Here is a 23,423-nt window from a genome sequence, read left to right as displayed (position 1 = left end):
AGGAGCCTGTGTGCCCGACACCGCCATCCCCGACCCCACCGCCCTCCACCCGCTCGCCGGCCACGACCGGGTCGTCCTGCTGCGCCCGCTCGTCACCGACCCCCGGATCGAGGTCGGCGAGTACACCTACTTCGACGACCCCGACGGAGCCACCCGCTTCGAGGAGCGCAACGTCCTCTATGCGTACGGCCCCGAGCGGCTGGTGATCGGCAAGTACTGCGCGATCGCCACCGGCACCCGCTTCCTGATGGCCGGCGCCGCCCACCCGACCGTCGGCGTCTCCACCTTTCCCTTCACGATGTTCGGCGGAAGCTGGACCGAGCGGACCCTCGACATCGTCACGGGCCTGCCCAGCGGGGGTGACACGGTGGTGGGCAACGACGTCTGGTTCGGCCACGGGGCCACCGTCCTGCCCGGTGTCCGGATCGGCGACGGCGCGATCATCGCGGCCGGAGCGATGGTCACCGCCGACGTCGAGCCCTACACCGTCGTCGGCGGCAACCCCGCCCGTCCGATCCGCCGCCGCTTCGCCGACACCGACATCGAACGCCTGCTCCGCGCGGCCTGGTGGGACTGGCCGGCCGGGCTGGTCACCGAGCACGTCCGCGCCATCATGTCCGGGACCCCTGCCGACATCGAGGCGATCGCCGCTGCGAACGGTCTGCTCGCCGTCTGACCCACCCGTTTCCGGGCCGGGCATTGATCGCTGGTGGCCCGGTGCGCGAAGATGGCGCGCCGCCGCTCCACGCCCCACCCCGTCCACTGCTGGGCCTTCCGTCCAGCTCCTGGGTCCGTCCGCCGCCGTACGGTACTCGCGCCCGCCGGTTCCGTTCGTTCGGAGGGATCTTCCGCATGTCAGCCTCCTTGTCCGGCCTGTCCGAGGGATCATCCTCGTCGGCCCTTCGTGATCTTCCGGTCCTGCTCGTGGCCGTGGTGTGGGGGTCGAGCTTCCTCGCCGTCCAGCGGGTGGCCGAGCCCGGGACGGTCGTGGCGATGCTGGTGCTGCGATTCGGGCTGGTGCTGCCGCTGCTCGGGGTGGTCGCCTGGCGCGCCCTGCGGAGGTTGAGCCGCGCCGAATGGCTGGGCGGCGCCGCACTGGGGCTGGTGCTCAGCGGGGTCTTCCTGCTGGAGACCTACGGCGCCGTGCACACCTCCGCGACCAACGCCGGGCTGATCATCAGCCTCGCGATGGTGCTCACCCCACTCGGCGAGAGCGCCCTCGGCCGGACCGCACCGCCGAAGGCCTTCCTCGCGGCTGCCGGGCTGGCCGTCCTCGGCGTCGCCCTGCTCACCGGCGACGGCGGGCTGCGACCTCCCTCGCTCGGTGATCTGCTGGTGCTGGGCGCCGCCCTGGTCCGGTCGGCGTACGTCCTCGCGATGGCCCGCACCCGGGCCGTCCGCGACACCGACATGCTCGCCGTCACCTGGGTACAACTCGCGGTGGCCACCGGGGTGTTCGCCGTCGTCGCGCTGTCGGTCGGGCCGGCGCCCTGGACGGTCGCACGCTCGTACGGGCCCGCCCAGTGGGCCTGGCTGCTGCATCTGTCCTTGTTCTGCACGCTGTTCGCCTTCTTCGTCCAGATGTGGGCCGTGCGGGCCACATCTCCCTCGCGGGTGAGCCTGCTGTTGGGCACCGAACCGCTCTGGGCCGCCGTCTTCGGCATCACCCTGGCCGGGAACCGGATGGGCCCGCTCGCCCTGCTCGGCGGAGCCCTCGTGCTGGTCGCGACCGAGTGGGGCCGGCGCACCGCCCCCGTGCCGCGCCCGGCCGGGGACGGGAGCGAGGGAGAGAACGCGCCCGCTGTGGTGGGGGCGAGCCAGGAGCCGACCCCGGTGTGATCCGCCACGCTCGTCACCGGCGCCGCCGCAGCGTCCGGCGGGCGTAGTCGATGGCGACCGCGCCGAGCAGCGGGCCCCAGGCGACCAGGGGCAGGTAGGCGAGCGTCATCACCACGGCGGCGAAGCCGTGCGGAGAATCGGGCTCGGCCAGGTTGTCGGCCCAGCGGCCGGACAGCCCCTCCAGGCCGAGGGCCGTGAGCATCGCCGCGCCCAGCAGGGCCGGGACGATCGCGGCGAGCGGCCGGACCCGGCGGCCACCTATCAGCGGGATCCACCGGGGCACCACCAGCCCCCAGGGCCGGACCAGGCCCAGGGTCAGGAAGGCCAGCGTCTCGGCCAGGGCGCTCAGCACCACGCAGTAGGCCGTGCCCCAGCCCGGCTGGTGCGCGCCGTACGTCGCGGCCGTCGCGCCGGTGAAGCCGACCGGGACGCCGAAGCCGAAGGCGATCCGCCACAGCCCCGAGGGGACGGCGGTGAGGGCGGCGGCCCCGGCGGCGAACCGGGCCCAGCGCGGGGCGGCCGGGACGCTGGCGGCGGACGCCCCGGCCCGGTGGGAGGTGCCGCGGGCGTTGGTCGCGAGCTTCGACATGGTGCTGGACTCCTTCCGGCTCCGGCCTCCGTGGCCGGTGCGATGACTCAAGACTGGAGGCCCACCGGGGGTTCGCGGCAGATGCCGATCGGGCTGTTCGCCCTGCTCAATCGCCCTTTGAAATATGCCGATCGGCACAGGTGCGCGGCCCGGGCGGCGTCGTAGTGTGACGGCAGTCGAAGAGTCGGGGAGAGGCGGTGACGATGAATCAGATCCTGTCCGGGGTGGTCCCGGTCCTGGCGCCCGCGGCCTGGGCGGTGCGGGTCCGGTACGGGGCGGTGGCCGTGACCACGGTGCTCGGGGTGGTGTCGGTCGTGGTCACGGTCGCCGTCTGGTTCCTCGGCCGCTGGGTGGAGGGGGATCGCTGGCCGGGGCTGCTGGGGCTGGTCGAGCTGGCCGTCCTGCTGCTGTCGGTGGTCGTCAGCCTGCGCGCCGAGGACGGCCCGCGGTGCGCGGCGGCGGCCTGGACGGCGTGCGGAGCGGTCGCCCTCTGGCTGACCAGGTTCGCGTTCGTCGCGGGGCCCGCGGACACGCTCACGCTCTTCGGGTTCGGATCGTCGCTCTCCCTGCCGGCCGTGCTGACCGGGCTCTACCTGCGGGGCCTGGACGAAGGGCGCCGGAAAGCGGTGGCCGAGGCCAAGCGGGCGCAGCGGCTGGAACTGGCCCACGACCTGCACGACTTCGTGGCGCACGACGTCAGCGGCATGGTCGCCCAGGCCCAGGCCGGTGCCTATCTGGCCGGGATCGACCCGGCCGGGGCGGCCGAGATGTTCCAGCGAATAGAGCAGGCCGGGCAGCGGGCGCTGGCCTCGCTGGACCGGACGGTGCAGCTGCTGCGCAGTGAGGAGGGTGCCGGGCGCGGGCCGCAGCCCGGCCTCGCCGCACTGGCCGAGGTGGCGGAGAGGTTCACCGCGACGGGCGGTGCCGAGGTCCGGCTGGAGTTGCCGGAGGGGCCGGTGCCACGCGAGGTGGAGAGCACCGTCCACCGGATCGTGGTCGAGTCCCTGACCAACGTCCGGCGGCACGCTCCGGCAGCGCGGACGGTCGAGGTCCGGGCCCGTCGCAGCGGCGGACGGCTGGAGCTGACGGTGACCAACGACGGTCGGGCGCCGGCTCCGTCGGGGCGGCCGCGTCGGGGCGGCGGCAGCGGACTGCCGGGGCTGGTGGCCCGGGTGGAGGCCCTCGACGGTTCGCTGGAAGCCGGCCCGTACGAGCGGGACGCCTGGCGGGTGACGGCGGTGCTGCCTCTGGAGGACGTCGGCGCAGGGCCGGCGCGGGCGTAGAAGCCGACGGAGTTCGGCAACGGGGAGGTACGGATATGGGCAGTGGCACGAGACCGGTTCGGATCCTGGTCGCGGACGACCAGGCGGACGTCCGCAGCGCGTTCCGGATGATCCTGGACGCCCAGCCGGACATGGTCGTGGTGGCGGAGGCGGCGGACGGCGCCGCCGCGGTGGCGGAGGCGAAGAGGCTGCGGCCGGACGTGGTGCTCGCGGACATCCGGATGCCGAAGCTCGACGGCCTGGAGGTCACGCGGCAGTTGGCCGACCAGTACAAGGTGATCGTGGTGACCACCTTCGACCTGGACGAATACGTGCACACGGCGCTGCGGCACGGAGCGGCCGGGTTCCTGCTGAAGCGCTCCGGGCCGGTGCTGCTGATCGAGGCGGTCCGGGCGGCGATGGCCGGGGACGCGTTGATCAGTCCGCAGGTCACCGTCCGGCTCCTGCGGCACATGGCGCTTCCGGGCGCGGAGCCGAAGCCCGGACCGGGCGCGAAGGAGGCCGCGGCGCAGCCGCCGGCCGGGCCGGCGGAGGAACTGACCGCGAGGGAAAGGGAGATCGCCGAGCTGGTGGCGGACGGCGCGACCAACGCCGAGATCGGCGCAGGGCTGTTCATCTCACCGGGGACGGTGAAGAACCACCTCGCCAACGTCCAGCGCAAGATCGGTGCCCGCAACCGGGTGGGCATCGCGGCCTGGGTCTGGGAGCAGGCGGCCGGCCGCCAGTAGGCCGGTCCCTGGACCGAAGGCGGAGGCCGGGCAAAGCCCGGTCCGGGGAACGGCGATCCGCCGCCGTACCGGGTCCCGGCCCGGTCGGCGCTGCCTATCGCGGAGTCGACGGCGGGGGAGAGGACCCACCCCGACGACAAGCTCGCGCGCTTGTGAACGAAGGGTCAAGCGAGCGTTCGGCCCCCGCCACCCCTCCGAGTGAGCCGCTATAACACGTCAACATGACGCCCGAAAATTTGCTTCGGCCGACGCATGATTGATATAGGAATGTGCCCCTGACCAGCCTCTTCACAAGTAAATGCGACTGCTTGTGATCATTTGACTGCTTTGCGTCGACAGATCTGGGCATGTTCACATTCGCCACCATTCACGAGGTGTCGTAGATCACAAAGAAGACGGTGAACTGCGTGTCGCAGATCACAAGCTGACGGGCATAGGATGCGCTCGTTCCAGGCTTTGTGAACTGCCTCACATGGGGTGGATCTCGGGAACTGGAACGCGGGTTCACCTCACGGTGACCCGCCGGTTCCGATCTGCAGTCAAGGACGACTGGACGGAGGGAGCGGGGGCTATGAATGCCTACGCGCCGATCCTCGTACTCGGTGCCATCGCGGCGGCGTTCGCGGTCGGCTCCGTCGTGATGGCCTCACTCACCGGCCCCAAGCGCTACAACCGGGCCAAGTTGGAGGCGTACGAGTGCGGTATCGAACCGACCCCGCAGCCTGTGGGCGGTGGTCGGTTCCCGATCAAGTACTACCTGACGGCGATGCTCTTCATCGTCTTCGACATCGAGATCGTCTTCCTCTACCCCTGGGCGGTGACCTTCGACGCCCTGGGGATCTTCGGGCTGGTCGAGATGCTCCTGTTCATCGCCACCGTCTTCGTCGCGTACGCCTACGTGTGGCGCCGCGGCGGCCTGGAGTGGGACTGAGCGCGGGGTGGTCCGAGCGCGGGGTGGCGACCCCACCCGTCCGCCGGCTGCGCGACCGCTTGTGAACGAGCGGACTAGCCAGAACCGGCCCACGTATCAGCGGACTCGAGGGCATTGAGAGGGATCTGATGGGAATCGAGGAGAAGCTGCCGAGCGGCTTTCTGCTCACGACCGTGGAGACGGCTGCCGGCTGGGTGCGCAAGGCGTCACTCTTTCCGGCGACCTTCGGTCTGGCCTGCTGCGCGATCGAGATGATGACCACCGGAGCCGGCCGTTACGACCTGGCCCGGTTCGGCATGGAGGTCTTCCGGGGCTCCCCCCGGCAGGCCGATCTGATGATCGTGGCGGGCCGGGTGAGCCAGAAGATGGCCCCGGTGCTGCGCCAGGTGTACGACCAGATGCCCAACCCCAAGTGGGTCATCTCGATGGGCGTCTGTGCCTCCTCCGGCGGGATGTTCAACAACTACGCGATCGTCCAGGGCGTCGATCACATCGTCCCGGTGGACATCTACCTGCCCGGGTGTCCGCCCCGTCCGGAGATGCTGATGGACGCCATCCTGAAGCTGCACGACAAGATCCAGCACGAGCCGCTGGGCGTGAACAAGCGCCGGGCCGAGGAGCTCGGCGAGGCACTCGCCCTCCAGGCCACCCCGATCAGCGAGATGCGGGGGCAGCTGCGATGAACGACCAGGTACCCGAGACCCGCCGCGAACAGCCGGTCCGCGAGATCCCGGTCGAGGTGGTCGGCCGCCGCCAGGGCATGTTCGGCGCCAAGGACAGCGGCGACACCTCCGGCTTCGGCGGCCTGGCCGCCCCGATCGCGCTGCCCGGCCCGAGCGAGCGCCCGTACGGCGGCCCGGGCGGCACAGGGGGCCAGAGCGGCCCAGGCGGCCAGACCGGCCAGAGCGGCGCGGCCGCAGGACACGGGATCTTCGACGAGATCGCCGACGAGCTCGAAGGCGCCCTGGAGGAGCAGGGCCTGGACCCGGCCGAGGTGATCGAGAAGACCGTGGTCGACCGCGGCGAGCTCACCTTCCACATCGACCGCGCCCACCTGCTGAGGACGGCCCGCATCCTGCGCGACGACCCGGCGCTGCGCTTCGAACTGTGCCTGGGCGTGAGCGGCGTGCACTACCCCGGCGACAAGGGCCGCGAGCTGCACGCGGTCTACCACCTGCGCTCGATCACCCACGGCCGGCTGATCCGGGTGGAGGTCACCGCGCCCGACGCCGACCCGCGGATCCCCTCCGTGGTGAGCGTCTACCCGACCAACGACTGGCACGAGCGCGAGGCCTACGACTTCTTCGGCATCGTCTTCGAGGACCACCCGGCGCTCACCCGGATCATGATGCCGGACGACTGGCTGGGCCACCCGCAGCGCAAGGACTACCCGCTCGGCGGCATCCCCGTCGAGTACAAGGGCGCCCAGATCCCGGCTCCCGACCAGCGGAGGTCGTACAGCTGATGAACACCCAGCACCATGGAGAGACCGAGGAAGCGGATGCCCGGGAGACCACCGAGGGCCGGGTCTTCACCGTCACCGGTGGCGACTGGGGCGAGGTGGTCGAGGCGGTCGGCCGGGCCGACGACGAGCGCATCATCGTCAACATGGGCCCCCAGCACCCGTCCACCCACGGCGTGCTGCGGCTGATCCTGGAGATCGACGGCGAGACGGTGAAGGAGGCCCGCTGCGGCATCGGCTACCTCCACACCGGCATCGAGAAGAACATGGAGTTCCGCAACTGGGTCCAGGGCACCACCTTCGTGACCCGCATGGACTACCTGACGCCGCTGTTCAACGAGACCGCCTACTGCCTGGCCGTCGAGAAGCTGCTCGGCATCACCGGTGACGTCCCGGACCGCGCCACCGTCATCCGCGTGATGATGATGGAGCTCAACCGGATCGCCTCGCACCTGGTCTGCCTGGCCACCGGCGGCATGGAGATCGGCTCCACCACCCTGATGATCTACGGCTTCCGGGACCGCGAACTGATCCTGGACGTCTTCGAGCTGGTCACCGGCCTGCGCATGAACCACGCGTACGTGCGCCCCGGCGGCCTCGCCCAGGACCTGCCGCCCGGCGCCGTCGACCAGATCCGCGAGGCGGTCAAGGTCTTCCGCTCCCGGATGCACGAGTACGACAAACTCGCCACCGGCAACCCGGTGTTCAAGGCCCGCCTGGTCGACGTCGGCTTCCTCGACCTGCCCGGCTGCCTGGCCCTCGGCGCCACCGGCCCGATCCTGCGCGCCACCGGCCTGCCGCACGACCTGCGCAAGACCGACCCGTACTGCGGTTACGAGGACTACGACTTCGAGGTCGCGATCGCCGAGAGCGCCGACTCCTACGGCCGCTTCCTGATCCGGCTGGAGGAGATGAAGCAGTCCCTGCGGATCGTCGAGCAGTGCCTGGACCGGCTGCGCCCGGGCCCGGTCATGGTGGCCGACAAGAAGATCGCCTGGCCCGCCCAACTGGCCGTGGGCCCGGACGGGATGGGCAACTCGCTCGACCACATCCGCAAGATCATGGGCACCTCGATGGAGGCCCTGATCCACCACTTCAAGCTGGTCACCGAGGGCTTCCGGGTCCCGGTCGGCCAGGCGTACGCGGCGGTCGAGTCGCCCAAGGGCGAGCTGGGCGTGCACGTGGTCAGCGACGGCGGTACGCGCCCGTACCGGGTCCACTTCCGGGACCCGTCGTTCACCAATCTGCAGACGATGGCGGCGATGTGCGAGGGCGGCCAGGTGGCCGACGTGATCGTCGCGGTGGCCGGGATCGACCCGGTGATGGGAGGCGTGGACCGGTGACCAACGTCGAACTCGGACTGCCGGCACTGCCGGCCGCACCGTACCCCGAGGAGGTGCGCGCCCGGCTGGCCGCCGACGCCGCGGAGCTGATCGCCCGCTACCCGCAGCCCCGCTCGGCGCTGCTGCCGCTGCTGCACCTGGTGCAGGCGGAGGAGGGCTTCGTCAGCCCGACCGGGATCCGTTTCTGCGCCGAGCAGTTGGACCTCACCACCGCCGAGGTCACCGCGGTCGCGACTTTCTACACCATGTACCGGCGCCGCCCGGCCGGGAAGTACCACGTCGGGGTCTGCACCAACACCCTGTGCGCGGTGCTCGGCGGCGACCAGATCTTCGCCGAGCTCCAGGAGCACCTGGGCATCGGCAACAACGAGACCACCGGGGACGGCGAGGTCTCGATCGAGCACATCGAGTGCAACGCGGCCTGCGACTACGCGCCCGTGGTGATGGTCAACTGGGAGTTCTTCGACAACCAGACCCCGGAGAGCGCCCGGCAGCTGGTCGACGAACTGCGGTCCGGCCGCGAGGTCAGGCCCACCCGCGGCGCCAAGCTGTGCGGCTTCAAGGAGACGGCCCGGATCCTGGCCGGCTTCCCCGACGAGCGCCCCGGCGCCAACGACGAGTCCGGCGCCGGCGGCGCGCCCTCCCTGGCCGGCCTGCGGCTGGCCCGCGGCGAGGCCCTGCCCGGCGCCCCCGGCACCAAGGTGGTCTCCCCCCGCAACGAGGGCCGCGGCCCGGCGGGCAACGGCCAGGAAGGGAGCGAAGCGTGATGACCTCCGCCGAACCGGCCGAGAAGCTGCTCACCCCGGTCCTGTCCGACTCCTGGGACGACAGCCACCCCTGGACGCTCGACACCTACCGCCGCCACCACGGCTACGAGGGCCTCAAGGCGGCCCTCGCCATGCCGCCGGACGACGTGATCGCCCTGGTCAAGGACGCCGGCCTGCGCGGCCGCGGCGGCGCCGGCTTCCCGACCGGCATGAAGTGGCAGTTCATCCCGCAGAACGACGGCAAGCCGCACTACCTGGTGGTCAACGCCGACGAGTCCGAGCCGGGCACCTGCAAGGACATCCCGCTGCTGTTCGCCAACCCGCACGCGCTGATCGAGGGCATGATCATCGCCTCCTACGCGATCCGCTGCGACCACGCCTTCATCTACCTGCGCGGCGAGGTCGTCCCGGTGCTGCGCCGGCTGCACGCGGCGGTCGCCGAGGCGTACGCGGCGGGGCTGCTCGGCCGGAACGTCCTCGGCTCGGGCATCGACCTGGACGTCACCGTGCACGCCGGCGCCGGCGCCTACATCTGCGGCGAGGAGACGGCGCTGCTGGACTCGCTGGAGGGCCGCCGCGGCCAGCCCAGGCTGCGCCCGCCGTTCCCGGCGATCGCCGGCCTGTACGCCTGCCCGACGGTGGTCAACAACGTCGAGTCGATCGCCTCGGTGCCGCCGATCCTGGCCCGCGGCAAGGAGTGGTTCAAGGCCCTGGGCACCGAGAAGTCCCCCGGCTTCACGCTCTACTCGCTCTCCGGCCACGTCACCAACCCCGGCCAGTACGAGGCCCCGCTCGGCGTCACGCTGCGCCAGCTGCTCGACCTCAGCGGCGGCGTCCGCGCCGGGCACCGGCTCAAGTTCTGGACCCCGGGCGGCTCCTCCACCCCGATGTTCACCGACGAGCACCTCGACGTCCCGCTGGACTACGAGGGCGTCGGTGCGGCCGGCTCGATGCTCGGCACCAAGGCGCTCCAGGTCTTCGACGAGACCACCTGCGTGGTGCGCGCGGTCACCCGCTGGACGGAGTTCTACGCCCACGAGTCCTGCGGCAAGTGCACCCCCTGCCGCGAGGGCACCTACTGGCTGGTCCAGCTGCTCAAGCGGATCGAGGCCGGCGAGGGCGTCGACGGGGACCTGGAGAAGCTCCTCGACATCGCCGACAACATCAACGGCAAGTCCTTCTGCGCCCTGGGAGACGGCGCGGCCAGCCCGATCGTCTCCTCGCTCCAGCACTTCAGGGCCGAGTACGAGCAGCACCTGGCCGAGCGCCGCTGCCCGTTCGACCCGGCCGCCTCCACCGTCTGGGCCGACGGCCCCCGCCCCGGCCACCAGTCCGCCACCGAAAGGGAGGTGCACGCGTGACGATCACTGAGCCGACCGCCTCCGAGACCGCGGTCGAACTGGTCACGCTCACCATCGACGGCGTCGAAGTCCGGGTCCCCAAGGGAACGCTGGTGATCCGGGCCGCCGAGACCGTCGGCACCCAGATCCCGCGCTTCTGCGACCACCCGCTGCTCGACCCGGCCGGCGCCTGCCGCCAGTGCATCGTCGAGATCGAGGGCCAGCGCAAGCCGGTCGCCTCCTGCACCATCCCGGTGGCCGAGGGCATGGTGGTGCGCACCCAGCTCAGCTCGCCGGTGGCGGAGAAGGCGCAGCGCGGCGTGATGGAGCTGCTGCTGATCAACCACCCGCTGGACTGCCCGGTCTGCGACAAGGGCGGCGAGTGCCCGTTGCAGAACCAGGCGATGACCAGCGGCGCCGCCGACTCCCGCTTCGAGGGCATGAAGCGCACCTACGAGAAGCCGGTGCCGATCAGCAGCCAGGTGCTGCTGGACCGCGAGCGCTGCGTCCTGTGCGCGCGCTGCACCCGCTTCTCGCAGCAGATCGCCGGGGACCCGTTCATCGACCTGGTGGAGCGCGGGGCGCTGCAGCAGGTCGGCACCGGCGAGGGGGACGACTTCGAGTCGTACTTCTCCGGGAACACCATCCAGATCTGTCCGGTGGGCGCGCTGACCTCGGCGGCGTACCGGTTCCGCTCGCGCCCCTTCGACCTGGTCTCCTCGCCGAGCGTGTGCGAGCACTGCGCCTCGGGCTGCGCGCAGCGCACCGACCACCGGCGCGGCAAGGTGCTGCGCAGGCTGGCGGGCGAGGACCCGGCGGTGAACGAGGAGTGGAACTGCGACAAGGGCCGCTTCGCCTTCCGCTACGCCCAGCAGCGCGACCGGCTGACCACCCCGCTGGTGCGGGTGGACGGCGAGCTGGTGCCGGCCTCCTGGCCGGAGGCGCTGGCCAGGGCGGCCGAGGGGCTGCGCGGGGTCAGGACCGGGGTGCTCGCCGGCGGCCGGGTGACGGTCGAGGACGCCTACGCGTACGGGAAGTTCGCGCGGGTGGTGCTGGGCACCAACGACGTGGACTTCCGGGCCCGCCCGCACAGTGCCGAGGAGGCGGACTTCCTGGCCGCGGCGGTGGCCGGGCGGGGCGTCGACGTGGACGGCACCGGGGTGGCGTACCAGGACCTCGACCGGGCGCCGGCGGTGCTGCTGGCGGGCTTCGAGCCGGAGGAGGAGTCGCCGGTCGTCTTCCTGCGGCTGCGCAAGGCGACGCGCGCCGCGGGCCCGAAGGTGTTCTCGGTGGCCGCGTTCGGCTCCCGGGGCCTGGCCAAGCTGCGCGGCGCGCTGCTGCCGGCCGCTCCCGGCACCGAGCCGGAGTGGTTCGCGGCGCTGGCGGCGGACGAGCCGCTGGACGACGAGGCGGGCCGCGCGGCCGAACTGCTGCGCACGCCGGGCGCGGTGATCCTGGCGGGCGAGCGGCTGGCCGCCGTCCCCGGCGCGCTGACGGCGGTGCTGCGGCTGGCGCACGCGACCGGCGCGAAGCTCGCCTGGGTGCCGCGCCGGGCCGGTGAGCGCGGGGCCGTGGAGGCGGGCGCGCTGCCGGGCCTGCTGCCCGGTGGCCGTCCGGTGGCCGTTCCCGCGGCCCGCGCGGAGGCGGCCGCGGTGTGGGGCGGGGCGGAGCTGCCGTCCGGTCCTGGCCGGGCCACCGACGGGATCCTGGCGGCGGCCGCGGCGGGCGAGCTGGACGCGCTGCTGGTCGGCGGCGTGGACCCGGACGACCTGCCGGATCCGGCGCTGGCCGACGAGGCGCTGGCGGCGGTGCCGTTCCTGGTGTCGCTGGAGCTGCGCCCCTCGGCGGTGACGGCCCGCGCGGACGTGGTGCTGCCGGTCGCCGCGGTGGCGGAGAAGGCGGGCACCTTCCTGGACTGGGAGGGCCGGGTGCGGATGTTCGAGGCCGCGCTCAAGCCGGACCAGCAGATGGGCCGTCACCTCCAGTCGGACCTGAGGGTGCTGAGCATGCTGGCGGACGCGCTCGGGCAGCGGCTGGGCCTGCCGGACGTCCGGGCGGCCCGGCTGGAGCTGGACCGGTTCGCCCCCTGGGAGGGCGAGCGCACGTCCGGCCCGGCGGCGCACCCGGATGTGCTGCCCCGGCCGGCCGCCGGCCAGGCGGTGCTGGCGGGTTGGCGCCTGCTGCTGGACAACGGCGTGCTCCAGCAGGGGGACCCGCACCTCGCGGGCACCCGGCACCGGGCGGTGGCCCGGATCTCGGCGGAGACGGCGAAGGAGGTCGGCGCCGAGACGGCCGCCGCGCTGCGGCTGACCGGCCCGGCGGGGTCGCTGACCCTGCCGCTGGAGATCACCGGCACGATCCCGGACCGCACGGTCTGGATCCCGCTCGACTCCACACCGGGCGGCGCCCACCGCGCGCTCGGCACCACCGTCGGCCACCTGGTCACGATCGCCGCGGCCGAAACCGAGGCCGAAGTCGAGGCGGCGACCGCAATCGAGGCCGGGACCGAAGCAGACGCCGACGCCCGGCCCGAGCCCGGACCCGGGCCGACCACGGACGGAACCGCCGGCGAGACCGCGGGCGAAGGGGAGGACCGATGACTCCGCAGCCGTACGAGACGCTCCACTTCTTCGGGCAGGACCCGTGGTGGCTGGTGCTGCTGAAGGCGGTGTTCTGCTTCGCCTTCCTCGTCCTGACGGTGCTGATCGCGATCGTCTGGGAGCGCAAGGTGGTGGCCTGGATGCAGCTGCGCATCGGCCCCAACCGGCACGGCCCCTGGGGCCTGCTGCAGTCGCTGGCGGACGGCGTGAAGCTGGCGCTGAAGGAAGACCTGGTGGTCAAGGGCTCGGACAAGGTGGTCTACATCCTGGCCCCGATCGTCTGCGCCATCCCCGCGTTCATGGCCTTCGCGGTGATCCCGTTCGGCCCGGCCGGCAACGAGGTGTCGGTCTTCGGCACCCGCACGCCGCTCCAGCTGACCGACTTCCCGGTGGCGCTGCTGTACGTCCTGGCGACGGCCTCGGTGGGCATCTACGGCATCGTGCTGGCCGGCTGGTCCTCGGGTTCGACGTACCCGCTGCTCGGCGGGCTGCGCTCGGCCGCGCAGATGGTCAGCTACGAGATCGCGATGGGCCTGTCCTTCGCGGCGGTGTTCATCTACTCGGGTTCGATGTCGACCTCGGAGATCGTGGCGCACCAGCAGCCGACCTGGTTCGCGGCACTGCTGCCGGTGTCGTTCATCGTGTACGTCATCGCGATGGTCGGCGAGACGAACCGGGCGCCGTTCGACCTGCCGGAGGCCGAGGGCGAGCTGGTCGGCGGCTTCAACACCGAGTACTCCTCGCTGAAGTTCGCGATGTTCATGCTGGCCGAGTACGTGAACATGGTGACGGTCTCGGCGGTGGCCTCGACCCTCTTCCTGGGCGGCTGGCGGGCCCCGTGGCCGGTGTCGACGTTCTGGGAGGGCGCCAACCACGGCTGGTGGCCGATGCTGTGGATCACGCTGAAGATCCAGCTGCTGCTGTTCCTCTTCATCTGGCTGCGCGGCACGCTGCCCCGGTTCCGCTACGACCAGTTCATGAAGCTGGGCTGGAAGGTGCTGATCCCGGTCTCGCTGGTGTGGCTGGTGCTGATCGCGAGCGTGCGGGCGCTGCGCAACGAGGGCTACGGCTTCGGCCAGGTGGTGCTGTACGTGGGTGCCCCGGTCGGGGTGGTGCTGCTGCTGGCGCTGCTGCGGGACTTCCTGAAGAAGGAGCCCGAGCCCGGCGAAGTCACGCCGCCCAAGGGCGAGTTCGACCCGATGGCGGGCGGCTACCCGGTCCCGCCGCTGCCCGGTCAGGCGCTCCCGCCGGTGCCGCGCCGGCGCAGCCGCGCCCCGAAGCAACTCCAGGACGCCCTCAACGGGGCCGACCATTCCGAAGGGAGCTGAACCGAGATGTCCGACCAGTCCGATCGTACGGACCGACCCGAGCGGGCCGACCGTCCGTCGATCCTCGGCCCGGCCGCCGGCTTCGGCGTGACCTTCAAGGCCATGTTCAAGAAGCGGCTCACCGAGCAGTACCCGGAGCAGAAGAAGCCCACCGCTCCACGCTTCCACGGCCGCCACCAGCTGAACCGGCACCCGGACGGCCTGGAGAAGTGCGTCGGCTGCGAGCTGTGCGCGTGGGCCTGCCCGGCCGACGCGATCTACGTGGAGGGCGCCGACAACCGGGACGAGGAGCGCTACTCCCCGGGCGAGCGCTACGGCGCGGTCTACCAGATCAACTACGCCCGCTGCATCCTGTGCGGGCTGTGCATCGAGGCCTGCCCGACCAGGGCGCTGACCATGACCAACGAGTACGAGCTGGCCGACTCCTCCCGGCAGGACCTGATCTTCACCAAGGAGCAGCTGCTGGTGGGGCTGTCCGAGGGCATGGTCGACACCCCGCACGCGATCTTCCCCGGCACCGACGAGGGCGCGTACTACCGGGGCGAGATCACCGCGGCGGCGCCGGGGACGGTCCGGCAGGAGCGCACCGACCGGGACCGGGAGGTGCAGCAGTGATCGCGCGGCTGGCGGAAGCGACCGGGACGACCTCCACGGGTGAGGCCGTCCAGTTCTGGGTGCTCGCGGTGATCGCGGTGGGCGGTGCGCTCGGCATGGTGCTGATGCGCAAGGCCGTGCACAGCGCGCTCTGCCTGGCGGCCACCATGCTGGCGCTGGCGCTCTGCTACATGGCCCAGGGCGCGGTGTTCCTGGGCGTGGTGCAGATCGTGGTCTACACCGGCGCGATCATGATGCTGTTCCTGTTCGTGGTGATGCTGGTCGGCGTCACCAGCGAGGACTCCCTGAAGGAGCAGCTGAAGGGCCAGCGGTTCGCCGCGGCGGTGTGCGGGCTGGGCTTCGGCGTGCTGCTGATCGCCGGGATCGCCAACGCGAAGCTGAACCACTTCACCGGGCTGGCCGAGGCGAACGCCGAGGGCAACGTGCCCGGCCTGGCCCGGCTGATCTTCACCCGGTACGTCTGGGCCTTCGAGGTCACCGGCGCGCTGCTGATCACCGCGGCGATCGGCGCGATGGTGCTGACCCACCGGGAGCACGTGAAGGCGCCGAAGACGCAGCGCGAGCTGGCGGATCAGCGGGTCAGGGACAACATCCAGGTGCCGCCGATGCCGGCGCCGGGTGTGTACGCGCGGCACAACGCGGTGGACGTCCCGGCGCTGCTGCCGGACGGCACCGTCGCCGAGGACTCGGTGATGGCGACGCTGCGCGAGCGCGGCCAGGTCAGGGACGTCAGCCAGGCGATGCTGCAACGGATGGCGGAGCTGGAGAACTCCACGGCGGACTGGCTGGGCCGTCCGTCCTCGGAGCGTCCGGCGGTGGCCGTCCCGCGCAAGTCGCTGGAGCCGGTGCCCGTGCCGGCGGACGGCGGACCCGTTCCGGCGAACGGTGAGCCGGTGCCGGCGAACAACGTGAACCACCCGGCCGCCGAGGAGGGCGCGGAGTGAACCCGGTCAACTACCTCTACCTGGCGGCCCTGTTGTTCACCATCGGTGCGTCCGGGGTGCTGATCCGGCGCAACGCGATCGTGCTGTTCATGTGCGTGGAGCTGATGCTGAACGCCTCGAACCTCGCCCTGGTGACCTTCTCCCGGCTGCACGGGAACCTGGACGGCCAGATCATCGCGTTCTTCACGATGGTGGTCGCGGCGGCCGAGGTCGTGGTCGGCCTCGCCATCATCGTCTCCATCTTCCGGACCAGGCACTCCGCTTCGGTCGACGACAGCAACCTGATGAAGCTGTAGGCGGAGGGCCCTCGGTGAACTCTCTCATTCCGCTGCTGGTGGCGGCTCCACTGGCCGGCGCCGCCCTGCTGCTGCTCGGCGGCCGGGCGCTGGACCGGTTCGGCCACTGGCTGGCCACCGCCCTCGCGGCGCTCTCGTTCGGCTTCGGCCTGGTCCTGTTCTCCGGCATGCTCGGCCGCGAGGCCGAGCACCGGGCGGTCACCACGCGCCTGTTCAGCTGGATCCCGGTGAACGGCTTCCAGGCCGACGTCGCGTTCCGGCTCGACCAGCTGTCGATGACCTTCGTCCTGCTGATCACCGGCGTCGGCACGCTGATCCACCTCTACTCGGTCGGCTACATGGCGCACGACGAGCGCCGGCGCCGGTTCTTCGCGTACCTGAACCTGTTCCTGGCCGCCATGCTGCTGCTGGTGGTCGCGGACAACTACCTGCTGCTGTACTTCGGCTGGGAGGGCGTGGGCCTGGCCTCGTACCTCCTGATCGGCTTCTGGCAGCACAAGCCGAGCGCGGCGACGGCGGCGAAGAAGGCCTTCCTCGTCAACCGGGTCGGCGACCTGGGCCTGTCCATCGCGATCATGCTGATGTTCGCCGAGTTCGGCTCCTTCGCCTTCGGGCCGGTCCTCGGCTCGGACGGCACGGCCGGGGCGGTGGCGCAGGCGAGCGAGGGCAAGCTGACCGCGATCGGCCTGATGCTGCTGCTGGCGGCCTGCGGCAAGTCGGCGCAGGTGCCGTTGCAGTCCTGGCTCGGGGACGCGATGGAGGGCCCGACCCCGGTGTCGGCGCTGATCCACGCGGCCACCATGGTGACGGCGGGCGTCTACCTGATCACCCGCTCCGCCGCGGTCTTCGACCTGGCGCCGGACGCGCAGACCGCCGTGGTGGTGGTCGGCGCGGTCACGCTGCTGTTCGGTGCGATCGTCGGTTGCGCCAAGGACGACATCAAGAAGGCGCTGGCCGGCTCGACCATGTCGCAGATCGGCTACATGGTGCTGGCGGCCGGGCTCGGCCCGATCGGCTACGCCTTCGCGATCATGCACCTGGTGACCCACGGCTTCTTCAAGGCCGGGCTGTTCCTCGGCGCCGGGTCGGTCATGCACGGCATGAACGACGAGGTGAACATGCGTCACTACGGCGGCCTGCGCAGGTACATGCCGGTCACCTTCGTCACCTTCGGCCTCGGCTACCTGGCGATCATCGGCTTCCCCGGCCTGTCCGGCTTCTTCTCCAAGGACAAGATCATCGAGGCGGCCTTCGCCAAGGGCGGCACCGAGGGCTGGATCCTGGGCATGTGCGCGCTGGTCGGCGCGGCGGTCACCGCGTTCTACATGACCCGGGTGATGGTGCTGACCTTCTTCGGTGAGAAGCGCTGGCAGTCCGACGCCCAGGGCAACACCCCGTACCCGCACGAGTCGCCGAGGACCATGACGATCCCGATGGTCCTGCTGGCCGTCGGCTCGGTCTTCGCGGGCGGGCTGTTCGCCTTCAACGACTCCTTCCTGAAGTGGCTGGAGCCGGTCACCGGGCACGAGGAGGGCAACTCCCCGCTCGCCCCGCTGACCGTCACCCTGCTGACCACGGGCTGCATGCTGGCCGGCGTCGGCCTGGCGTACCTGATGTACGGGCGCTCGCCGGTTCCCGTGGTGCCGCCGGTGGGCTCCCCGCTCACCCGGGCCGCCCGCCGCGACCTGCTCCAGGACGACTTCAACCACGCGGTGCTGGTGCGGCCGGGGTCGGCGCTCACCGCGACGCTGGTGTTCTTCGACAGCCGCGGCCTGGACGGCGTGGTCAACGGCCTGGCCGCCGCGATCGGCGGCCTGTCCGGCCGGCTGCGGCGGGTCCAGACCGGCTTCGTCCGTTCGTACGCGCTCTCCATGTTCGGCGGCACGCTGGTGCTGGTCGCCATGACTCTCCTGATGAGGTCCGTCTGATGACTCGTCCTGATATGCGTTGGGAGGTCAGGCCATGGGTGCTCTTCTGACCGCCACCTGCGCCGTCCCCGCGGTCGGCGCGGTGCTGACCGCCGCCCTGCCCGCCGGGTCCTCCGAGAGCCGGCGCAGGACCACCAAGGTCGTCGCGCTGGGCGCCTCGGGCGTCACCCTGGTGCTGGCCGCCGTGGTGGCGGCCAGGTTCGACCCGCACGGCGCCCGCTTCCAGCTGAACGAGTCGTACAGCTGGATCCGGTCCTTCGGCATCACCTTCTCGCTCGGCGTGGACGGCATCGGCGCGGTGCTCGCCCTGCTCACCGCGGTGCTGGTGCCGATGGTGATCCTCGCCTCCTGGCACGACGCCGACCCGCCCGCCGCCGGGGGAGGGGCGCCCAGCCAGGCCGGGCCGGACGGCACCTTCGAGAACAGCCGCCGCACCCAGGCCTTCTTCGCCCTGATCCTGGCGGTGGAGGCGATGGTGGTCGTCTCCTTCTACGCCACCGACGTCTTCGTGTTCTACGTGTTCTTCGAAGCCATGCTGATCCCGATGTACTTCCTGATCGGCGGCTTCGGCGACCGGGCCGGCGGCCCCGAGTCGGCGCGCCAGCGCTCCTACGCGGCCGTGAAGTTCCTCCTCTACAACCTGCTCGGCGGCCTGGTGATGCTGGCCGCCGTGATCGGCCTGTACGTGATCGCGCAGGAGCAGGGCTTCGCCACCTTCGACCTGTCGACCCTCACCTCGGCGATCGCGGACGGCCGGCTCCAACTGTCCGGCGCCGCCGAGAAGGCGCTGTTCCTGGGCTTCTTCTTCGCCTTCGCGGTGAAGGCCCCGCTGTGGCCGCTGCACACCTGGCTGCCGAACGCGATGGGGGAGTCCACCGCCGGCACCGCCGTGCTGATCACCGCGGTGGTGGACAAGGTCGGCACCTTCGCGATGCTGCGCTTCTGCCTCGGGCTGTTCCCGGACGCCTCGAAGACCTTCGCCCCGGCGATCCTGGTCCTGGCGCTGATCGGGATCGTCTACGGCGCGCTGCTGGCGATCGGCCAGAAGGACATCAAGCGCCTGGTGGCGTACGCCTCGATCTCGCACTTCGGCTTCATCATCATGGGCGTCTTCGCCCTGACCAGCCAGGGCCAGAGCGGTGCCACCCTGTACATGGTCAACCACGGGCTGTCCACGGCGGCGTGGATGCTGGTGGCCGGCTTCCTGATCTCCCGCCGCGGCTCGCGGCTGATCGCCGACTACGGCGGCGTGCAGAAGGTCGCCCCGGTGCTCGCCGGGACGTTCCTGATCGGCAGCCTGGCCACCCTGTCGCTGCCCGGGCTCGCCCCGTTCGTCAGCGAGTTCCTGGTGCTGGTGGGCACCTTCACCCGGTACCCGGTGATCGGCATCGCGGCCACCTCCGGCATCGTGCTGGCCGCCCTGTACGCCCTGCTGCTGTACCAGCGCACCATGACCGGCCCGGTGAAGGAGGGGGTGCGTTCGATTCCCGACCTCAAGGCCCGCGAACTCGCCGTGGTCGCCCCGCTGGTGGCGCTGACCATCCTGCTCGGCGTCTACCCCAAGCCGCTCACCGACCTGGTCAATCCCTCGGTGAACGCGACGCTCTCGCAGGTGCACGAGACCGACCCGGCGCCGGCCCACCCGGTCGCCGCCACCTCAGGAGGTGAGCAGAAGTGAGCGCGACCGCAGTGCTCGCCGCCGTCGGCGGCAACACCCCCAGCATCCCGGCGCCGCACATCGAGTACGGCCGACTCTCCCCGATGCTCGTGGTGTTCGGCGTCGCAGTGGCCGGCATCCTGGTGGAGGCCTTCGTGCCCCGCCGGTACCGGCACTGGACCCAGGTGACGCTCGCCCTGACCGGGCTGGCCGGCGCCTTCGTGGCGGTGGTGGTGCTGGCCGTGCAGAGCGACGGCTTCACCCGGGTCGACCTGCTGGCCATGGAAGCGGTCGCGATGGACGGCCCCGCGCTGTTCCTCCAGGGCGTGATCCTGCTGGCCTCCGTGGTCGCGGTTCTCACCTACGCCGAGCGGAGGCTGGAGCCCAAGGCGGGCGGCCTGCCCGCCGACGCCTTCGCCGCCCAGGCCGCCGCCACCCCCGGCGGCGAGCAGGAGCGGGCGGCGGTCCGGGCCGGCTTCGCCACCACCGAGGTCTTCCCGCTCACCATGTTCGCGGTCGGCGGCATGCTGCTGTTCCCCGCCGCCAACGACCTGCTGACCATGTTCGTGGCGCTGGAGGTCTTCTCGCTGCCGCTGTACCTGCTGTGCGCGCTGGCCCGGCGCCGCCGGCTGCTCTCCCAGGAGGCGGCGCTCAAGTACTTCCTGCTCGGCGCCTTCGCCTCGGCGTTCTTCCTGTTCGGCACCGCGCTGCTGTACGGCTACGCGGGCAGCGTGCGGCTCGGCGACATCGGGGACGTCATCTCCGGCAAGGCGATGACCACCCCCGCGCAGCTGAGCACCACCCAGAGCGACGCGCTGGTGCTGACCGGTCTGGCGCTGCTGGCGGTCGGCCTGCTGTTCAAGGTCGCCGCGGTGCCCTTCCACTCCTGGACTCCGGACGTCTACCAGGGCGCGCCGACCCCGGTGACCGGCTTCATGGCGGCGGCCACCAAGGTCGCGGCCTTCGGCGCCTTCCTGCGGCTGTTCTACGTGGCCTTCCCCGCCCTGCGGCTGGACTGGCGGCCGGTGATGTGGGGCGTGGCGATCCTCACCATGGTGGTGGGCGCGGTGCTCGCGGTGACCCAGCAGGACGTCAAGCGCCTGCTGGCGTACTCCTCGATCGCGCACGCCGGGTTCATCCTGACCGGCGTGATCGCCGTCAACAAGCAGGGCATCTCCTCGGTGCTGTTCTACCTGCTGGCGTACTCCTTCGTGACGCTCGGCGCGTTCGCCGTGGTCACCCTGGTGCGCGACTCCAAGGGCGAGGCGACCCACCTGTCCAGCTGGGCCGGGCTCGGGCGGCGCTCGCCGCTGCTGGCGGCGGTGTTCGCGCTGTTCCTGCTGGCCTTCGCCGGGATTCCGCTGACCTCCGGTTTCACCGGGAAGTTCGCGGTCTTCCAGGCCGCGGCCAGCGGTGGGGCAACCCCGCTGGTGGTCGTCGGTGTGCTGAGTTCGGCGGTGGCCGCCTTCTTCTACATCCGGGTCATCGTGCTGATGTTCTTCTCGGACCCGCAGCCGGGCGGTCCCACGGTGGCGATCCCGAGCGCCTTCACGGCGACCGCGATCGGGGTGGGAGTGCTGGTCACCCTGGGGCTCGGACTGCTGCCGCAGTACTTCCTCGACCTCGCCTCGAAGGCCTCGCTGTTCGTGCGCTGACCTTGTTCGTCCGCCGTTCCCGACCAGGGCCCCGTCCGGGCCGCGCCCCGTCCGCGCGGCCCGGACGGCTCTTTGTCGGGAACCGGGGCCGGAGGCGTTCCGAGGCCCTCCCGCCTTTATTTCCAGCCGAATTCGCCCCCACCGCCGTCCGGCCCGCGCAGCCGCCCTGACCAGGGCATCAAGCCCGATCATGACAGGATCCGCACGCCCGTGCAGTGATCCACTCGCGACCGGATACCCTGCCTGTATGGCCAGCGGCGGCACTCAGGGACCAGGCCGCTAGATCGACCAGGGACAGAGGAGTGGTCTTCGTGACCGTCGTGGAACCCTTCGGGCTCAGCGTGCAGGACCGCGACCTGACCCGGGACGTCCAGGCCGGACTGGACGCGGTGGAGGCGGCGCTCGGCGAGGCCGTCAAGAGCGACGTCCCGTTCATCACCGTCACCGCCAGCCACCTCCTCGAAGCCGGCGGCAAGCGCTTCCGCCCGCTGCTCCTGCTGCTGGCCGCCCAGTTCGGCGACCCGGGGGCGCCCGGCGTGGTGCCCGCGGCCGTGGTCGTCGAGCTGACCCACCTGGCCACGCTGTACCACGACGACGTCATGGACGAGGCGCCGGTGCGCCGCGGCGCCCCGAGCGCCAACTCCCGCTGGGACAACTCGGTCGCCATCCTCACCGGCGACTTCCTGTTCTCCCGTGCCTCCCAGGTGCTCGCCGACCTCGGCCCCGAGGCCGTGCGGATGCAGGCCGAGGCCTTCGAGCGGCTGGTCACCGGTCAGATCCTGGAGACCCGCGGCCCCGGCCAGGACATGGACCCGCTGCTGCACTACCTGGACGTCCTGGAGGGCAAGACCGGCTCGCTGATCGCCGTCTCCTGCCGGATAGGAGCGCTGATGGCCGGTGCCGAGCGCGAGCTGGTGGAGACCCTCGGCGAGTTCGGCGAGCGGATCGGCATCGCCTTCCAGCTGGCCGACGACGTGCTCGACATCGCCAGCGACGGCCACGAGTCCGGCAAGACCCCCGGCACCGACCTGCGCGAGGGCGTGCCGACCCTGCCCACCCTGCTGCTGCGGCAGATGCCCGCCGACCCGTCCGACCCGGACGACACCCGGCTGCGCGAACTGCTCGACCAGGACCTCTCCGACGACGGCCCGCACGCCGAGGCGCTGCGACTGCTGCGCGCCCACCCCGCGCTGGAGCGCGCCCGCGCCGAGACCCTGCGCCGGGCCGAGGAGGCCAGGGCGCTGCTCGCCCCGCTGCCGGCCTGCCCGGCGAAGGCGGCCCTGGAGGGCCTCTGCGACGCGGTGGCGATCCGCACCATGTGAGTCGGGCGGGGTCGTTCCCGCCCCTTCGGGCCCGGTTCCGGTACGTCCGGGCCCGGGCCCGCGCCACGCCCCCGGATGGGGGAGACTGGCTCCCGTCAGCACACGCCTGCGGGAAGGTCGCCATGCGTCGCGTCGTCATAGCCGAGGACTCCGTACTGCTGAGGGAGGGACTGACCCGGCTGCTCACCGACCGCGGCCTGGAGGTCGTCGCGGGAGTCGGGGACGGCGAGGCCCTGGTGAAGACCATCCACGACCTGGCCGCGGCGGACCGGCTGCCGGACGTCGTGGTCTCCGACGTGCGGATGCCCCCGACCCACACCGACGAGGGCCTGCGCGCCTGCGTCGAGCTGCGCGGCCGCTACCCGCAGCTGGGCGTGCTGGTGCTGTCGCAGTTCGTGGAGGAGCGCTACGCCTCGGAGCTGCTGGCCGGGTCCACCCGGGGCGTCGGCTACCTGCTGAAGGACCGGGTCGCCGAGGTGCGCGAGTTCGCCGACGCGGTGGTCCGGGTCGCCGAGGGCGGCACCGCGCTGGACCCCGAGGTGGTGCAGCAGCTCCTCAGCCGCAGCCGCAAGGGCGACGTTCTGGCCAATCTCACGCCGCGCGAGCGCGAGGTGCTCGGACTGATGGCGGAGGGCCGCACCAACGCCGCGGTGGCCAGGCAGCTGGTGGTCTCCGACGGCGCGGTGGAGAAGCACGTCAGCAACATCTTCCTCAAGCTCGGGCTCGCCCAGAGCTCGGAGGACCACCGCCGGGTGCTGGCCGTGCTCACCTACCTCAACTCCTGAGAAATTCCTCG

The 23,423-nt window shown here is 71.7% G+C and carries 21 protein-coding genes; 20 read left to right on the top strand and 1 reads right to left on the bottom strand.

The window, feature by feature from the left end; all coding sequences use genetic code 11:
- The first annotated feature begins 10 nt into the window (after positions 1-10).
- Positions 11-676, top strand: coding sequence for a CatB-related O-acetyltransferase (locus ACZ7C5_RS26415; RefSeq protein ID WP_470323591.1), 666 nt, complete (start codon positions 11-13; stop codon positions 674-676).
- Positions 677-852: 176 nt separating this feature from the next.
- Positions 853-1,839, top strand: a complete 987-nt coding sequence (locus ACZ7C5_RS26410; RefSeq protein ID WP_470323590.1) for a DMT family transporter — start codon at positions 853-855, stop codon at positions 1,837-1,839.
- A 13-nt stretch (positions 1,840-1,852) separates the two neighbouring features.
- On the opposite strand, the gene ACZ7C5_RS26405 is transcribed toward ACZ7C5_RS26410, so the two are convergent.
- Positions 1,853-2,428, bottom strand: a complete 576-nt coding sequence (locus ACZ7C5_RS26405; protein WP_401088842.1) for a hypothetical protein — start codon at positions 2,426-2,428, stop codon at positions 1,853-1,855.
- Between the two features lie 203 nt (positions 2,429-2,631).
- On the opposite strand from ACZ7C5_RS26405, the gene ACZ7C5_RS26400 reads away from it, so the two are divergent.
- From ACZ7C5_RS26400 to ACZ7C5_RS26315, 18 genes are all read left to right on the top strand, one after another.
- Positions 2,632-3,711 (top strand): sensor histidine kinase, encoded by a 1,080-nt coding sequence (locus tag ACZ7C5_RS26400; RefSeq protein ID WP_470323640.1) that lies wholly within the window; start codon positions 2,632-2,634, stop codon positions 3,709-3,711.
- A gap of 35 nt (positions 3,712-3,746) precedes the next feature.
- The gene (locus ACZ7C5_RS26395; protein WP_401088844.1) at positions 3,747-4,439 is read left to right on the top strand and encodes a response regulator; all 693 of its coding nucleotides are present in this window, start codon (positions 3,747-3,749) and stop codon (positions 4,437-4,439) included.
- A 571-nt stretch (positions 4,440-5,010) separates the two neighbouring features.
- On the top strand, positions 5,011-5,370 hold the full coding sequence (locus tag ACZ7C5_RS26390; protein ID WP_030060100.1) for an NADH-quinone oxidoreductase subunit A: 360 nt from the start codon (positions 5,011-5,013) through the stop codon (positions 5,368-5,370).
- A 128-nt stretch (positions 5,371-5,498) separates the two neighbouring features.
- Positions 5,499-6,053, top strand: coding sequence for a NuoB/complex I 20 kDa subunit family protein (locus tag ACZ7C5_RS26385; protein ID WP_188301234.1), 555 nt, complete (start codon positions 5,499-5,501; stop codon positions 6,051-6,053).
- Positions 6,050-6,835, top strand: a complete 786-nt coding sequence (locus tag ACZ7C5_RS26380) for an NADH-quinone oxidoreductase subunit C (protein ID WP_401088846.1) — start codon at positions 6,050-6,052, stop codon at positions 6,833-6,835. The genes ACZ7C5_RS26385 and ACZ7C5_RS26380 overlap by 4 nt, the downstream gene beginning before the upstream one ends.
- A complete protein-coding gene (locus ACZ7C5_RS26375) occupies positions 6,835-8,175 on the top strand; it encodes an NADH-quinone oxidoreductase subunit D (RefSeq protein ID WP_188301232.1) in 1,341 nt (446 codons plus the stop codon). Before ACZ7C5_RS26380 ends, ACZ7C5_RS26375 begins: the two co-directional genes overlap by 1 nt.
- The gene (nuoE, locus tag ACZ7C5_RS26370; RefSeq protein WP_470323589.1) at positions 8,172-8,942 is read left to right on the top strand and encodes an NADH-quinone oxidoreductase subunit NuoE; all 771 of its coding nucleotides are present in this window, start codon (positions 8,172-8,174) and stop codon (positions 8,940-8,942) included. The genes ACZ7C5_RS26375 and nuoE overlap by 4 nt, the downstream gene beginning before the upstream one ends.
- Entirely contained in the window at positions 8,942-10,303 is a 1,362-nt protein-coding gene (nuoF, locus tag ACZ7C5_RS26365) for an NADH-quinone oxidoreductase subunit NuoF (RefSeq protein ID WP_470323588.1), read from the top strand. The genes nuoE and nuoF overlap by 1 nt, the downstream gene beginning before the upstream one ends.
- Positions 10,300-12,882 carry an NADH-quinone oxidoreductase subunit G gene (locus ACZ7C5_RS26360; protein WP_401088852.1) on the top strand — a complete coding sequence of 861 codons (2,583 nt, stop codon included), beginning with the start codon at positions 10,300-10,302 and terminating at the stop codon, positions 12,880-12,882. Before nuoF ends, ACZ7C5_RS26360 begins: the two co-directional genes overlap by 4 nt.
- On the top strand, positions 12,879-14,210 hold the full coding sequence (nuoH, locus tag ACZ7C5_RS26355; RefSeq protein WP_401088854.1) for an NADH-quinone oxidoreductase subunit NuoH: 1,332 nt from the start codon (positions 12,879-12,881) through the stop codon (positions 14,208-14,210). The genes ACZ7C5_RS26360 and nuoH overlap by 4 nt, the downstream gene beginning before the upstream one ends.
- A gap of 6 nt (positions 14,211-14,216) precedes the next feature.
- Complete coding sequence (gene nuoI, locus ACZ7C5_RS26350; RefSeq protein WP_188297703.1) at positions 14,217-14,825, top strand: NADH-quinone oxidoreductase subunit NuoI; 609 nt, start codon at positions 14,217-14,219, stop codon at positions 14,823-14,825.
- The gene (locus tag ACZ7C5_RS26345) at positions 14,825-15,769 is read left to right on the top strand and encodes an NADH-quinone oxidoreductase subunit J (RefSeq protein WP_401088906.1); all 945 of its coding nucleotides are present in this window, start codon (positions 14,825-14,827) and stop codon (positions 15,767-15,769) included. Before nuoI ends, ACZ7C5_RS26345 begins: the two co-directional genes overlap by 1 nt.
- A complete protein-coding gene (nuoK, locus tag ACZ7C5_RS26340) occupies positions 15,766-16,065 on the top strand; it encodes an NADH-quinone oxidoreductase subunit NuoK (protein ID WP_035798594.1) in 300 nt (99 codons plus the stop codon). Before ACZ7C5_RS26345 ends, nuoK begins: the two co-directional genes overlap by 4 nt.
- A 14-nt stretch (positions 16,066-16,079) precedes the next feature.
- Entirely contained in the window at positions 16,080-17,993 is a 1,914-nt protein-coding gene (gene nuoL, locus ACZ7C5_RS26335) for an NADH-quinone oxidoreductase subunit L (RefSeq protein ID WP_401088857.1), read from the top strand.
- A 34-nt stretch (positions 17,994-18,027) separates the two neighbouring features.
- Positions 18,028-19,671, top strand: coding sequence for an NADH-quinone oxidoreductase subunit M (locus ACZ7C5_RS26330; RefSeq protein WP_470323587.1), 1,644 nt, complete (start codon positions 18,028-18,030; stop codon positions 19,669-19,671).
- The gene (gene nuoN, locus ACZ7C5_RS26325; protein WP_470323586.1) at positions 19,668-21,305 is read left to right on the top strand and encodes an NADH-quinone oxidoreductase subunit NuoN; all 1,638 of its coding nucleotides are present in this window, start codon (positions 19,668-19,670) and stop codon (positions 21,303-21,305) included. The genes ACZ7C5_RS26330 and nuoN overlap by 4 nt, the downstream gene beginning before the upstream one ends.
- Before the next feature lie 311 nt (positions 21,306-21,616).
- On the top strand, positions 21,617-22,627 hold the full coding sequence (locus tag ACZ7C5_RS26320) for a polyprenyl synthetase family protein (protein WP_401088863.1): 1,011 nt from the start codon (positions 21,617-21,619) through the stop codon (positions 22,625-22,627).
- 122 nt (positions 22,628-22,749) lie between these two features.
- Positions 22,750-23,412 carry a response regulator gene (locus ACZ7C5_RS26315; RefSeq protein ID WP_401088866.1) on the top strand — a complete coding sequence of 221 codons (663 nt, stop codon included), beginning with the start codon at positions 22,750-22,752 and terminating at the stop codon, positions 23,410-23,412.
- Positions 23,413-23,423: the final 11 nt, after the last annotated feature.

The sequence above is a fragment of the Kitasatospora sp. NPDC036993 genome (assembly GCF_055607525.1).
The sequence above is the reverse complement of the archived record's forward strand: the minus strand, read 5'-3'. Positions and strand labels throughout refer to the sequence as shown.

Excerpts from the sequence above, each read along its gene's own strand:
- ACZ7C5_RS26405 (WP_401088842.1), bottom strand. The coding sequence starts at position 2,428 with ATGTCGAAGCTCGCGACCAACGCCCGCGGCACCTCCCACCGGGCCGGG.
- ACZ7C5_RS26410 (WP_470323590.1), top strand. The coding sequence starts at position 853 with ATGTCAGCCTCCTTGTCCGGCCTGTCCGAGGGATCATCCTCGTCGGCC.
- nuoF (WP_470323588.1), top strand. The coding sequence starts at position 8,942 with ATGACCTCCGCCGAACCGGCCGAGAAGCTGCTCACCCCGGTCCTGTCC.
- nuoI (WP_188297703.1), top strand. The coding sequence starts at position 14,217 with ATGTCCGACCAGTCCGATCGTACGGACCGACCCGAGCGGGCCGACCGT.
- nuoH (WP_401088854.1), top strand. The coding sequence starts at position 12,879 with ATGACTCCGCAGCCGTACGAGACGCTCCACTTCTTCGGGCAGGACCCG.
- ACZ7C5_RS26315 (WP_401088866.1), top strand. The coding sequence starts at position 22,750 with ATGCGTCGCGTCGTCATAGCCGAGGACTCCGTACTGCTGAGGGAGGGA.
- ACZ7C5_RS26400 (WP_470323640.1), top strand. The coding sequence starts at position 2,632 with ATGAATCAGATCCTGTCCGGGGTGGTCCCGGTCCTGGCGCCCGCGGCC.
- ACZ7C5_RS26385 (WP_188301234.1), top strand. The coding sequence starts at position 5,499 with ATGGGAATCGAGGAGAAGCTGCCGAGCGGCTTTCTGCTCACGACCGTG.
- ACZ7C5_RS26330 (WP_470323587.1), top strand. The coding sequence starts at position 18,028 with ATGGGTGCTCTTCTGACCGCCACCTGCGCCGTCCCCGCGGTCGGCGCG.
- ACZ7C5_RS26380 (WP_401088846.1), top strand. The coding sequence starts at position 6,050 with ATGAACGACCAGGTACCCGAGACCCGCCGCGAACAGCCGGTCCGCGAG.
- ACZ7C5_RS26375 (WP_188301232.1), top strand. The coding sequence starts at position 6,835 with ATGAACACCCAGCACCATGGAGAGACCGAGGAAGCGGATGCCCGGGAG.
- ACZ7C5_RS26395 (WP_401088844.1), top strand. The coding sequence starts at position 3,747 with ATGGGCAGTGGCACGAGACCGGTTCGGATCCTGGTCGCGGACGACCAG.
- ACZ7C5_RS26390 (WP_030060100.1), top strand. The coding sequence starts at position 5,011 with ATGAATGCCTACGCGCCGATCCTCGTACTCGGTGCCATCGCGGCGGCG.